Consider the following 12897-nt stretch of genomic DNA (forward strand, 5'->3'; position numbering starts at 1 on the left):
GAAACGGCCCCGTTATGGACATCAGAATTCTCATGCGGAGGTATTGTTCCTGTGAAGGGATAGCCCGGTGTACCCCGTAGCACCATGTTGCACCAGGCGAATGCTTTCTGCTCCAATAACCTTTCTTCGAACCACGCCCATCTCTGAAGAGGATAGACGTCATTCTTCGCCACCTCCCCCCAATGGAGGGGTTTGCCCACATAAGCGCTCCAATTGAGAGGATCTGTTATGAGATAAGTTTTCTCAACGCTGGCATACAAATGCAGATGACAGGTATCGAAACCTGTAAGACCGGTAATATTAAGGAAAGAGCCGAGGCCCCATTCTGACCAAAGTCCACCTGCACCAGCATATCCAGCCGTTCCCATCTCCACCATATTTTCGGTCAGAGGGCAGAGGGTAGAAGAGATATTCTCGGCCCAGTGCCTGAATTTCATCTGATCTCCTTTCCAATGAGCCTTATTAACTGAGAGGTGATCAGGCTCGTTCCAGCAATCGTAGGAGAAGATCGCTCGTGAATAATCGCTAGTGTCCATTACGGACATTATCGCTGCGCAGTATTCGATATAATTCACATAGGCCTCCGAGCCCACTTCGAAGACTGAGCCCTCCCCTCTAAAATTGTAAGCAGGATATTCTTGGCTCCCTGCGAGTACCAAGCAAACCCAAACTCCATGCTCGTTGGCCTGGCGAAGCATTTCATTGAGAACTTCATAGAAGCTTGACGTGCGGTCCCTCCACGCCTCGAACAGAACTTTTGTGCCCCACATGTCCGAGGCCCCCAATCGCACCAGGTTTAGACCATAGTAATTGCACAGCCAGAAATATTGGTGCCATAAATCTGCCAGAGAACCGCATTTCAAAACCTCGTCATCCGGGGAAGGGAAATTCATGTTCTTCCCCCAAAAGCTCGATTCTTCATAACAGTGAGCCAGCACGGCAAAGACCAATACTGTAGTATCGTCTACTCCAACGAAAGGCATAGACATAATGACTGAATTTTCTTTATCATCTTCGATTGCCATAGTACTCGCTTGAGCTAAGGATGAAAATACGATTAATAGCACCATTGAGAGTGCCGAGACCGATTCAGCGAGTCTGCTGGACAATTTATCTGTTGAACATATTATCTTGAATGATAAAGTCTTCGCATCCACTATTATAGAGGTAGCTCGCGTGGATGGGTTCCGTTTTTATCTAATGGAGCGTACGATATAAACTGGACTGCATTCGAATCCTAGGCTAACATCCCTTCATCTCATTCGCAGGATGCGATTTGTCTAAATTATTGGAAAATGACATACTTTCAGCTGTATTGAATTTGAATGCAAGAGCAGAGCTCTCCTAATCAGCGAACATGGGCATTCTCTTCCTTCCTCATAATCAAATTTCGTGCAGATCTCAGTACCTTAAGATGGCTCGCTTTAGACTAAGCCGCTTTCTGAGTGCAACGCTCATGCGATTCCTTGAGGAATCTTCGCTGGGCATCCTGGCATTTCCCGGTTCCCTAAATGGGAATGTGCCAAAAGGTTTAAACTGGTATCCTTATTATTCCCCACTCCTTGCCTTTGAGGTGCTTAGATTGACCGCCTACCCTGATGACGTCATCGCTGAGCTGGAGCGTAGAGCCAACCTTATTCGGCGGCACATCATCAGGATGACAAGGGCGGCCGGATCAGGACATCCCGGCGGTTCTTTATCCTCCGCGGATATCCTCTCCGCCTTATTCTTTAAGGTCATGCGCCATCGGCCAACTGACCCTAATTGGGAAGATCGCGATCGCTTCGTCCTTTCGAAAGGACATGCCGCACCCGCCTACTATGCAGCTTTAGCGGAGAGCGGTTATTTTCCGGTGGAGGAGTTGCTCACCTTGCGAAAGCTCGGAAGTCGCTTGCAGGGTCATCCCAGCAAAGGAAAGCTACCAGGGGTGGAGATGTCCACTGGTTCTCTAGGTCAGGGCCTGAGCGTAGCCAATGGAATGGCCTTAGCAGCGAAGCTGGATCGTAAATCATACCGCATTTATTGCTTGTGTGGTGATGGAGAGATGCAGAGTGGTCAGATATGGGAGGCAGCCATGTTGGGGGCTCATTATGAGCTGGATAATCTGACTGCATTCCTGGACCGCAATAAACTGCAGATAGACGGCCCCACCGAGAAAGTCATGTCCTTGGAGCCTTTGGCGGATAAATGGAGAGCCTTCGGCTGGAACGTCATCGAGATCGACGGTCATAACATGCGCGAGATCTTGGATGCGTGCGACAAAGCCAAGGAGGTGCGGAACAAGCCCACCATGATCCTGGCTCATACTGTCAAGGGAAAGGGTGTTAGCTTCATGGAGAATGCTCTCTCCTTTCACGGCAAGGCACCTAATGATGAGGAGATGAGGAAGGCGCTAAGGGAGCTGGGGGAGAAAATATGAAGTGGTCTTATGCCTCCCAAAGGAAGGAGTATGGGCGTGCTCTAGTAGAGCTAGGCAAGTCCCGTAAAGACGTGGTGGTATTGGATGCCGACTTGAGCAGTTCCACGCGCACCGCTGACTTCGCCAAGGAATTCCCTGAGCACTTCTTCAACTGCGGCATCGCCGAGCAGAACATGATGGGCGTGGCCGCCGGCCTTGCTGCCTCGGGTAAGGTCGTCTTCGCATCCACTTTCGCTGTGTTCGCTACTGGTCGATGCTGGGACCAGATAAGGCAATCCATCGCTTATCCTAACCTGAATGTCAAGATCTGCGCTACCCACGCTGGAATCACCGTGGGCGGGGACGGCGCATCGCACCAAACGGGAGAGGATGTGGCGCTCATGCGTACCCTGCCAAATTTCACCGTCGGAGTGCCCGCGGATGCCATAGAGACATACAAGATGACCAAGGCTTTCGCAGAATGGAGGGGGCCCTGCTACATGCGCATGGGACGGGTCGACTTCCCCAACGTTACGGAATGGGAGGATCCTTTCCAAATCGGCAAGGGAAGCATCCTTCGCGAAGGTGAAGATGTGACGCTCATGGGATGCGGGATAATGGTCTCTCGCTGCCTAGAGGCGGCCGAGCTGCTGGAGAAACGCAATGTTTCGGCAAAGGTCGTCAATATGAGCGCAATCAAGCCATTGGACGAGGCGCTGGTGGAAGATGCGGTAAGGAGCACAGGCTGCATCGTTACAGCAGAGGAGCATAATGTGCTCTCAGGTCTAGGTTCTGCGGTTGCAACTTTTCTGGTAGAACACCAACCGGTACCCTTGCGCAGGGTCGGTCTGATGGACACCTTCGGTGAGTCAGGGGAAGGGGAGGAGCTGATGCGCAAATATGGCCTGACAGCGGAGAGGATCGTGGAAGCGGCCGAAGAGGTAATGAGGAGGAGATAAGAATGAAAATATTCATAGACACAGCCAACTTGGAGCAAATCAAGGAAGTAGACAGCTGGGGAATATTGGACGGGGTGACCACCAACCCGACCTTGGTAGCTAAAGAAAAAGGGGATTTTAAGACCATCATCCGCCGCATATGCGAGATCGTGGGAGGCCCGGTGTCAGTTGAGGCTATGAGCGCCAAAGCAGAAGATATCGTAAAAGAGGCCAGAGAGCTCTCGAGGATACACGATAACATCGTCATAAAGATCGCTATGACCGAGGATGGCCTTAAGGCCACCAAGGCTTTGTCCAAAGAAGGAATAAAGGTTAACATGACTCTCATCTTCAGCGCCAACCAGGCGCTGCTGGCCGCCAAAGCGGGAGCAGCCTATGTATCACCCTTTGTCGGCCGTCTTGATGACGTGGGGCAGAATGGCATGGAGCTCATTGCAGAAATATTGGACATTTTCGATAATTATGATTTCGATACTGAGGTCATAGTGGCATCAGTGCGACATCCTATTCATGTGGAACAGGCAGCCAGGATGGGAGCTCACATCGCCACTGTTCCCTATGACGTGCTTAAAAAGATGTTCCATCATCCACTGACCGATGTCGGAATAGAACGTTTCCAGAAAGATTGGGAAAAGGTCATCAAAGGATGAGTCTAGATGGAGAATCTTTCATTCGACGAATAAGGGGCGCGTCCTCAATCATCAATTAGATTCGGCTCCTCGAAGTTAAATATGTACTCTCTTTCGAAACTCAGCCAAACTCTCCTCCCCTCTTGAGAAGGAATCTAACAGAACAGTGAAAGCGAGGATGATCGCATCCTTCCTCACATCTATTGACATAGAGGGAATGGAATCGGCTGTACTTCTGGCTTTTGGAGCGCATGTTGCCTGAGAATCAGAAGTGAAGCCTTAATTTAGGATACGTTGCTGTGAAGAAAGCATTTAGCCCGGGCCGGCGCACGTTGGATGTTGAGGAGGGGATTTCAGTTTTAAGAAGTGGAGCGCAGATTCCGGGACACTGCCGATGCTTCAAGTCCTACTGCCAAAGGATTGAAAGAGAACACATTGGCCGGGATGCTAGGCCAAAAGAGGGATGAGAAGAAGTTCCTGCTGCGCAGCCTAAGTGGTGGGATGCGCAACGGAGCCAGCGAAAGCATGCTGATAGAAGCCCTCGCCTTGGCCTGGGGAGCCTTGGGTGACGAGATTGGGGCGGCTCGAATGCGGAGAGGCGATTTAGCAGAGCTATGCCAGGAGCCTATGAAACTCGCAAAGTCAGTTTTGGCAAAAAATTCAATGGTCCGCATACTCACTCCTCTTCGTCCTATGCTAGCAGATGTGTGCTCTTCTCTGGTTGAGGCCATTATCCTCCTCAAAGGGACGATCTTGGAGTTCAAATGGGACGATGCAAGGTTACAGATTCACAGGATAGGGCAGGAGATTCGGGTTTTCTCAGGCAAGCTCATGGATAGGACATCCTGCGTAACAGAGATAGTGGATTTGACCAGAGAACTTCCCAGTGACCACGAACTCATAGTGGAGGGGGGTATATTTGCCTAATCCCATCGACCCTCCTCCCTTGCAGTAAGTAATTAGGGGGTAAATGCGAGTCCATCATATCCAGGTCACATATTAGAGCGTGTCCCTTCGTCTTTTCCTTTTCGATGCTCTCATCCGCGAGGACCAAAAAATCTATCCCCTACCTTATAGAAAGAGGTGGGAGGTACTGGAAGAGATCACTCCCCAAGAGCTTCTGGTGCTTCGATTAATCATCCATAGCCCGGGAATTTTACCACAGTTCTTTAGCAGAGGGGCATAAAGGCTTGATGGTCAAGGATCCTGCGAGTCCTAATTTGGCGGGAAGAGGGGAAAGCATTGGCTGAAGATAAGCCCTGCCACACTCTGGATGTAGTGATTCTTGGCGCGGTTGGGGGTATGCACGCAGAGAAGGATGGCTCAACGATTATTAACTTGGAACTAGGACAGAATCGGGATTCGAATGGGTAGGAAAGACTTTAAAGGGCCTCCCCGACCGGCAGTTTGAAGAGAGGACGAAGAAGCTGCTCTCGCTGGGGACATCGGAGAGCGGCTGGAAAATACAGGTCAGGCCTGAGGATGGTGGTAGAAGTGGCCTTCGATGAGGTGCAGTGTAGCTCAACATATCCATGCAAGCTTACGCTACGGTTCGGGCGTATTAAGGATTTGAGAGAGGACGAGCTGGCTCAGGAGGCGGATAGTGCCGATAGCGTATGGAGGATGTTGGAGGATGAGTTTGGCTTCAAGGCACGTCTTGATTTAGAGTGCTAGCTCTGATGCCCTTCGATCCTGCGCGCAGGATGACCTTGAACTCTAACTTCATATCAATTCAAAATTCAATATCGTTGATCGCTATCGACAATTTTGCGAAATAGAGACTTCCGCACATCCATGATAATGGTGGCCCCTCCCGGTTAAGGAAAGCCACAGGAAATTAGAAGTCTAACTAAAAAGGGAAATGAAAGAATATACGATGCGCCTACTACCTTGCATGCCAAATTTCCAAATAGCCATGCGTGCTACACCGTGATGTGAAGGAGTGCGATTTCCTAGTGGTTGGCGGAGGGCCAGTAGGCACGACCTTCGCTTCTGAAACTGCCTCCCGAGCCAAGGTGGTCATCGTGGAGGAGCATGAGGAGGTGGGCCTTCCTGTTCAATGCACCGGCTTGGTCACGCCACGGGTGGTGGAGATGGCCCAGGCCCAGGACACAATCATAAATCAGATCAGAGGCGCCTATTTCCATTTTCCTGGCGGCGAGACGGTAGAGGTGCGCTCCCGAGAGGTCAAGGCAGTGGTGATAGATCGAGCTGCCTTCGACCGCCGCAGGGCTGAATTCGCCATTGACAAAGGAGCGGAGCTGCATCTGGGCACGAGGTTCCTTTCGCATGAGCAGAGTGGCTGCGTATTGGTACGCTGCAGATTTAAAGGGCACATTCAGGAGTTCAAGGCCAAGCTGCTCGTGGGGGCGGATGGTTACAAGTCCAATGTGGCTCATTCCGCAGGCCTTTTTCCACCAGAGGATTTGGTAAGAGGACTTCAGATGGATCTAGCATATAGAGAGGAAGAGCAAGATATGCTTTTTGTCTACTTGGGAAGAGAAGTTGCGCCTGGCTTCTTCGCCTGGCGCATACCGTGCGGGGAAATGACGCGTGTGGGCCTGTGCGTTTCCATGAATCATAAGTCTCCCATGAGATACCTCACCAGCTTGCTGAAGCGAGTAGGACTCCAAGATAAGAGAAGGGTGCGAGTCATATCGGGCATGATACCTTTAGGCCCTGCCCCGAGGACATACGCTGATCGCCTAATGCTCATCGGAGACGCGGCAGGACAGGCTAAGCCCCTGAGCGGTGGAGGCTTATATACTGGAATGGTAGCAGCGCATTGCGCCGCTGAGACTTCGTTGATATGCCTCTCTCGGGATGATTACAGCGGAAGGACGCTATCTGAGTATCAAGAGAAGTGGAAAAGCCTCATAGGCAAAGAGCTGGAGAGAGGAATGCTGCTACGTCGCGCCTTCATCAGGCTAAGCGATGAGAAGCTTAAAGAAATTGGGCGCATCCTTTCCCGACCCGAGGTGGAATCTGTGCTTAACCAAGGCGATATCGATTACCCTATGGAACTGGCACCATACGTCCTCCGGGCCGCTCCCTCATTACTTAAATTCACGCCTTCCTTCCTAGGCACTTTCTTCTATCAACCAAGACAGAATTCCAGAAACGAGAGGATGTCTTCTTCAAGCGGGGGCCGAGATGAAGCTGGCTAAAGTCCCTAAAGAGAGGGCGGAGAGGGTGCGCAGGCGCATTGCTGCACTAGGCGCGCTGCGCCGGGATTACCGCATTTACGAGGAAGGCGGATATGTTCTCATTCCAGTGGAAGAGAAGAGGTTGCAAGGCATGGATACGCTCCTCGACCTGGAAATAGTGGAGGGTGAGCCATGCCCCCGGCCTTATTACGTTCCTCCAAGCGAGCAGGTGCGAAGGATGCTGACCCTGCCTACAGAACTGGAGAAGCATCTGCCTCAGAAATGGGAGCTTTTAGGCGATGTGCTGATAATTCGCATTCCTGAGGAGCTTTACCATATGAAAGGCGAGATCGCGCAGGCTTACGCCAAAGTGCTTCGTGCACGCACTGTCTGCCATGAGCGAGGACCTATATCAGGCCTGCATCGCACTCCCGACCTGGAGGTGATATGGGGTGAGGGCACAGAAACAGTGCATAAGGAGAACGGCATATTTTATAAGCTGGATACGGCAAGGATAATGTTCTCTTCAGGCAATTTCCCGGAGAAGGAGAGAATGTCCCGACTAGATTGCCGAGGGGAGACGGTAGTGGACATGTTCGCGGGCATAGGATACTTCACTCTTCCCTTGGCGAAGCATGCTCGCGCCCTGAAGGTGGTGGCCTGCGAGATAAACCCCTTAGCCCACAGATACCTGCTGGAGAACGTGCGGCTGAATGGATTGCAGGGAGTGGTGGAACCTTTCCTAGGGGACAACCGCGACCTACCCGGGGAGGGATTCGCCCATCGAGTGGTGATGGGCTATCTGGGGACCACTCACGAATTCCTGCCCAAAGCCTTCTCGTTAGTCAGGGCAGGAGGTATAATCCACTATCATGAGACCTGCCCCATAGACCAATGGCCACATCGCCCCCTGCGACGCATCGAGGAGGCTGCAGAGGGGCGAGATTGGGAAATCATCTACAAAGGAGAGGTCAAGTCCTTCGCCCCCTCCATATCCCATTATGTCCTGGACATAAAGGTACGAGGTTGATCATCTCTCAGCTTTCTGGAGCGTTTCGGATGCTCCGCAGGCCATGAGCACATTCCGTAGCGCCTCGTCGTATGCCTTTCCCTCGCTCTCGAGAAGTGTCCTGATGAACTCCGCCAAGTACTTCCCGAAATCCTTCTCCTCCGCCGTGAACTGCCAAGCACGCGAATCCGCCTCTCCTATAGCCATCAAGAATCCATAGACCACCGCCTTTGCCCTATGCTCCCTCGCAGGATAGCGGTCTATGGCGCGCACCATGCCGCTTCTTCCTTCGGTCTTGAATGCGCGCGCTAGATCATCGGTCATACTGCCGATGGGGCCTCTGAAAGTGTATTGCGGCAGCCTATCAATTATTCCCCGGCTCCTTTGCAATCTATAAGCTTCCTGCACCATCTGGCCGGGTGGCATGGAAGGGGCCTGTTGCAGCAGCGGCCTCCAAATTTCCTCCACGGACACCTGGCTAAGAAGGTTTTCTTTATGCTCTTGCCAAATATCAGCGATCACTTTGGAGGTCTGATCAGAGGAAGATAGGATCACCATGGGCTTGGCTCTCACCAAGCCAGATATAGCTTTGATCTCGCCCTCGCTACCCTTCAACGCAGCGATGAAGGCTTCCTTGTCGCTCCCATAGCACATGCTGCCAAGGATGTAGAGCTCACGGGAGGACTTGCGAAGGTTCGACTCGCGCTCGGCCAAATAGCGCTCCATAAGGGAAACGTCGTCAATCTCTCCTTTGCGATATCTCTCTCTCAGTGCCTGGCTCATGGAAAAGGGAGTTCTGGTAGGACAGACGGAGTGGGAGACGCAGAGGGGAGAATAGCGCACCTCCAGGGAGAAATCGTCCGTGGGGTCTCTAGCGGCGATCCTCGAGGTAAGCTCCTGCAGCAAGTTGACGCGCTCAGCGCAATCTGAGCAGATGGTGATGGTTATCCCAGCGGAGGCCCATGCCACCCGTAGGGTCAAAGGCGCATCACGATGTCCGCAGGAGTGCTGCTGATCAAGCTCGTAGGTAATGCTTTCCAAGGTCTCTTTGACGAAGGAGGGGGGTGCTTTTGCGGCTTCGGAGCATCTCAGCCCCTCCGTCTCAGAATATATATGCACATCCTCCTGCCTCGCTATGTCCCAAAATGCCAGGAGCCTCAAGTCTGGATCGTCGAAATGTTGCACTCCGATGAGCTTCTCCGCCTCCACCTTGCCTCGGACGGCGTAGGACACGTCTCCTATGGGAAGTTTGCGCACGGTCAAAAAAGGTATCTTCCCCGAAGCCTGGAGGGAGATGGTGGCAGCATAGGCTCGAACTAACTGATCGCCATGGCTTGCCAAGGATATTAGATACTCGGCATCCTCCTTATATCTCTGCACCTTTTCCATTTTTTTAAGCAGCTTATCGAAAGGACAGCGTCGGCAGCCCTGTTCACACTTGGGTATAAGGAGAGAGGGGTCCTCTGCCAAGCGGCGTGACCTTTCAAGCAGGTCCTTCTCCAATCCCTTAGGCGTGGCCTTTACTCCGCGGAAGCGTACCCGCCGTCCTTGCATGCGACGACCAAGTATGCGACAGCGATAAGTATCTTTCCTAAATAGGGAGGAGGAGAAGTTTTGTGTATTGGCAGGTTGCTTCTCTCCATGAAGGGGGATGCCATGGCACAGCGGAATTCCTATGCGGAAGCCTACATCAAAGGCTATGAGGATGGCCTTAGGGAGGCCTGGGAGGAGTTCCTCTCTTTGACCAGTAAGGGATTCAACAGCAGAGAAATGCAGATTCTTGTCAAAGGGCAGCGCATGGCGATAAAAGAGAAGGTGGAGAATAAAAGACGCCGGATGCCAGCTGAGGCGGACCTCTTGGAACAAGCCGATTTAGAAAGCAAACCCTCTCCCAAAACACCGCAAGAACCTAGGTTGGAAGCGAGACCCGCTAACCTCTATTTAATAAAGGACCGCGATCTGAACGGACCCATGGACCATCTTAAGAGACATTTGGCCTCGGGGGGGAAGGCCCTCTGCATCCTTCGCACTCCTCCAGATTCGGTGCGCCAACGCTTTGGCGTGGATTGTCAGACGGTCTGGCTAACCAAGACGGAGGTTTTGAGGCAGGAAGAAGGACTGACATGTGAGCTCGTTTCCCCCACGGACCTCCCACGCCTTAACACCATGATAAAGACCTTTCTGAGCGAGAACAAGGGAGGACACATAATCCTAGAGGGTATGGAATATCTTATCACGCAAAACGATTTCAAGAATGTGCTAAAATTCATCCAGGGAGTGCGTGATCAAGTAATACTAGCCAAAGGAATGATGATGATCCCAGTGGATCCTGGAGCTCTGGAGGAGCGAGAGCTCAAGGCCTTGGAGCGCGAGGTCGCTTAAAAGCTTCGCATGGGTAAATCAGTCAACCTAGACCGTTAAATTGGGTTCCGTAAGGCATCCTGGTCATTTGCTCATATATATCTCGATAGAGGAGACGTTTGCTTGAGCTCCTCCCTCTCCCTTGAGCGTCTCAGTATCTATTTTGATGTCCTTGATGGTTACCTCTTGAATGAAACGGTGCCTCACTATCTCAGCCACATCCACCGCCCGACTTATGGCACGCCCTCGAGCCTTTATGGTTACATGATTGCTTCCATTGTTGAACTGGGTGACCACAGCCAGCACATAGTTCATGGTGGGCTTGTTCCCGATGTAAACCGTATTCTCTTCAGCCACTGATCCTAGCCCTCCTTGACTGCCCTTCCTTATCATACAGAAGTTCAATATATAAATCTGTTGTCCAGCCTCTAATTATAACCTCCATCCACTACGAGATGCCATCAAAATCGTTATAAAATAGAGATGGAAGCTAGCTTCTTCGCTTAAATTAATCAAGCTTCATATATCCTTGAGAATCCACATTGTTGATCATTAGATGTAGTTTCTTGGACATCAAAAAAATCCTGACATTCATTTATAGTTAATAGAGGACTATTCCTTCATCTAAGATGCGGAATTCCGAGGTGGCCGCGGTCCTGTATGAGGTGGCGGATCTTCTGGAGCTGAAGGGGGTTCCCTTCAAGCCTAATGCATACCGTAGGGCAGCCCGCAGTGTTGAGACCCTCAAGCAAGAGCTGATGGAATATCGCAAGAGCCATAACCTAAGGGACATACCAGGGGTGGGAGAGGCCATCGCCAAGAAGATAGAGGAGCTTCTGGATACTGGCAAATTACGATATTTGGAAGAGCTTAGGGAAGAGTTGCCACCAGGCCTCCTGCAGATCATGCGCGTGCCTGACATAGGGCCTAAGACGGCAATGACGCTGTACCGCGAGCTCAGGATCTCCTCTCTTGAAGAATTGAAGCAGGCGGCAGAATCACATAGGATAAGGGAATTGAAAGGATTTGGTCCTAAATCCGAGGAGCGCATTCTTCAAGGCTTGTTACTAATGAGAAGAAGGAGCGGCCGGATGCTCTTGGGCTATGCATATCCTATGGCGGAGAGGATAAGGGAGCATATCACCAGCACCGCCGGAACAAGGCTCGTCAGCCTTGGCGGATCTTTGCGCAGGATGAAGGAGACCATTGGTGACATAGATCTGCTTGCGGCAACGGACCAGCCTGATAAGGTGATGGATGCCTTCGCTTCCTTCCCAGAGGTAGAAGAGGTGGTGGAGAGGGGCCCGACAAAATCAGTGGTAAGGCTAAAGGACGGCACGCAGGTGGATTTGAGAGTAGTGAAGGAGCGGGAGTTCGGAGCGGCCCTTCAGTATTTTACTGGCAGTAAGGAGCATAACGTTGCCTTACGCTCCTTAGCCATTGATAAGGGGATGAAGTTGAATGAATACGGTCTTTTCAGCAAGGGTGGCGAGCTTGTGGCCAGCGAGCGAGAGGAGGATATATATCGCGCCCTAGGGCTGGAGATCATGGCACCAGAGCTGCGAGAGAACAGAGGAGAAATTGAGGCCGCGATGTACGGCCGCCTGCCCCGGATAATAGAGCTAAGAGAGATCAAAGGTGATTTTCACGTGCATTCTCTAGCTAGTGATGGCTCAGCCAGCATAGAGGAGATCGCTTACGCCTGCAAGAGAAAAGGGTATGAATATGTGGGAATCACGGACCACTCTCAAAGCCTGAAGGTGGCCAATGGACTTAGCGTCGAGAGGCTCCGGAGCAATATCGACGTCGCACATAATGTATCGCAGCGGGTGGAGGGAGTCAAAATACTGATCGGGGCGGAGGTGGACATACTGGAAAATGGTGATCCTGATTATCCTGAGGATGTGATGAAGGAACTGGATTATGTCATTGGAGCCGTGCACTCCAGATTCAAGATGGGAGAGAGGGAGATGACAGAGCGAGTAGTAAGGGCTCTATCGAGCGGCTGGATGGATATATTGGCACACCCCACAGGCCGCCTGCTCGAGCAGAGGGAGCCTTATGCCATTGACATGGAGAAGGTCCTAGATGCCGCTAAGGAGAATGAAGTCTGCTTAGAACTGAATGCCGACCCCAATCGACTCGACCTTAGCGACTTAAACTGCATGAAGGCTCGAGAGAGAGGTGTCATGATCGCCATAGGCACAGATGCGCATTCCCTTTCCCAATTGGACAACATGGTGTATGGTGTGGCAACAGCTAGAAGAGGATGGCTGGAATCCAAGCATCTGCTGAACTCTCTTGGCGTGCAGGATCTGGTCGAAATTTTCAGCAAATAAAGCCTATACTTTCCCCTCTCGCTCTCCACCGAGGCTCGAATTCGTGTGATATCGGC

Annotated in this window: 13 protein-coding genes; 10 read left to right on the plus strand and 3 right to left on the minus strand. The window is 51.6% G+C overall.

Annotated features, from left to right (window positions below):
- Positions 1-1025 (minus strand): hypothetical protein (locus tag QW520_02600; GenBank protein MEM0448693.1); only part of this gene is annotated, 1025 nt, incomplete at its 3' end.
- A gap of 431 nt (positions 1026-1456) precedes the next feature.
- On the opposite strand from QW520_02600, the gene QW520_02605 reads away from it, so the two are divergent.
- From QW520_02605 to QW520_02640, 8 genes are all read left to right on the plus strand, one after another.
- Positions 1457-2419 carry a transketolase gene (locus QW520_02605; protein ID MEM0448694.1) on the plus strand — a complete coding sequence of 321 codons (963 nt, stop codon included), beginning with the start codon at positions 1457-1459 and terminating at the stop codon, positions 2417-2419.
- Entirely contained in the window at positions 2416-3357 is a 942-nt protein-coding gene (locus QW520_02610; protein MEM0448695.1) for a transketolase family protein, read from the plus strand. Before QW520_02605 ends, QW520_02610 begins: the two co-directional genes overlap by 4 nt.
- A gap of 2 nt (positions 3358-3359) precedes the next feature.
- Positions 3360-4007: a fructose-6-phosphate aldolase gene (fsa, locus tag QW520_02615; GenBank protein MEM0448696.1), complete on the plus strand. Its 648-nt coding sequence runs from the start codon at positions 3360-3362 to the stop codon at positions 4005-4007.
- A gap of 345 nt (positions 4008-4352) precedes the next feature.
- Positions 4353-4913 carry a hypothetical protein gene (locus tag QW520_02620; protein MEM0448697.1) on the plus strand — a complete coding sequence of 187 codons (561 nt, stop codon included), beginning with the start codon at positions 4353-4355 and terminating at the stop codon, positions 4911-4913.
- A gap of 315 nt (positions 4914-5228) precedes the next feature.
- Entirely contained in the window at positions 5229-5360 is a 132-nt protein-coding gene (locus QW520_02625; GenBank protein ID MEM0448698.1) for a hypothetical protein, read from the plus strand.
- Positions 5361-5468: 108 nt separating this feature from the next.
- Entirely contained in the window at positions 5469-5660 is a 192-nt protein-coding gene (locus tag QW520_02630; GenBank protein ID MEM0448699.1) for a hypothetical protein, read from the plus strand.
- 260 nt (positions 5661-5920) lie between these two features.
- Positions 5921-7153, plus strand: a complete 1233-nt coding sequence (locus tag QW520_02635; GenBank protein ID MEM0448700.1) for an NAD(P)/FAD-dependent oxidoreductase — start codon at positions 5921-5923, stop codon at positions 7151-7153.
- Entirely contained in the window at positions 7140-8162 is a 1023-nt protein-coding gene (locus tag QW520_02640; GenBank protein ID MEM0448701.1) for a class I SAM-dependent methyltransferase family protein, read from the plus strand. The genes QW520_02635 and QW520_02640 overlap by 14 nt, the downstream gene beginning before the upstream one ends.
- Here QW520_02640 and QW520_02645 read toward each other — a convergent pair whose 3' ends face one another.
- A complete protein-coding gene (locus tag QW520_02645) occupies positions 8163-9695 on the minus strand; it encodes a hypothetical protein (protein ID MEM0448702.1) in 1533 nt (510 codons plus the stop codon).
- A 60-nt stretch (positions 9696-9755) separates the two neighbouring features.
- Here QW520_02645 and QW520_02650 point away from each other — a divergent pair, with 60 nt between their 5' ends.
- Complete coding sequence (locus QW520_02650) at positions 9756-10523, plus strand: DUF835 domain-containing protein (GenBank protein MEM0448703.1); 768 nt, start codon at positions 9756-9758, stop codon at positions 10521-10523.
- Positions 10524-10586: 63 nt separating this feature from the next.
- Here the strand turns inward: QW520_02650 and albA are convergent, their stop codons facing one another.
- The gene (albA, locus tag QW520_02655) at positions 10587-10895 is read right to left on the minus strand and encodes a DNA-binding protein Alba (GenBank protein MEM0448704.1); all 309 of its coding nucleotides are present in this window, start codon (positions 10893-10895) and stop codon (positions 10587-10589) included.
- 236 nt (positions 10896-11131) lie between these two features.
- Here albA and polX point away from each other — a divergent pair, with 236 nt between their 5' ends.
- Positions 11132-12841, plus strand: a complete 1710-nt coding sequence (gene polX, locus QW520_02660) for a DNA polymerase/3'-5' exonuclease PolX (GenBank protein MEM0448705.1) — start codon at positions 11132-11134, stop codon at positions 12839-12841.
- The last annotated feature ends 56 nt before the right edge of the window (positions 12842-12897 follow it).

The organism is Methanomassiliicoccales archaeon, assembly GCA_038740345.1.
Taxonomy (GTDB): Archaea; Thermoplasmatota; Thermoplasmata; order Methanomassiliicoccales; family UBA472; genus JAJRAN01.

Coding starts and splice junctions, on each gene's coding strand:
- QW520_02610 (MEM0448695.1), top strand. CDS start 2,416: ATGAAGTGGTCTTATGCCTCCCAAAGGAAGGAGTATGGGCGTGCTCTA.
- QW520_02630 (MEM0448699.1), top strand. CDS start 5,469: ATGGTGGTAGAAGTGGCCTTCGATGAGGTGCAGTGTAGCTCAACATAT.
- QW520_02605 (MEM0448694.1), top strand. CDS start 1,457: ATGCGATTCCTTGAGGAATCTTCGCTGGGCATCCTGGCATTTCCCGGT.
- QW520_02640 (MEM0448701.1), top strand. CDS start 7,140: ATGAAGCTGGCTAAAGTCCCTAAAGAGAGGGCGGAGAGGGTGCGCAGG.
- fsa (MEM0448696.1), top strand. CDS start 3,360: ATGAAAATATTCATAGACACAGCCAACTTGGAGCAAATCAAGGAAGTA.
- QW520_02645 (MEM0448702.1), bottom strand. CDS start 9,695: ATGCAAGGACGGCGGGTACGCTTCCGCGGAGTAAAGGCCACGCCTAAG.
- polX (MEM0448705.1), top strand. CDS start 11,132: ATGCGGAATTCCGAGGTGGCCGCGGTCCTGTATGAGGTGGCGGATCTT.
- albA (MEM0448704.1), bottom strand. CDS start 10,895: ATGATAAGGAAGGGCAGTCAAGGAGGGCTAGGATCAGTGGCTGAAGAG.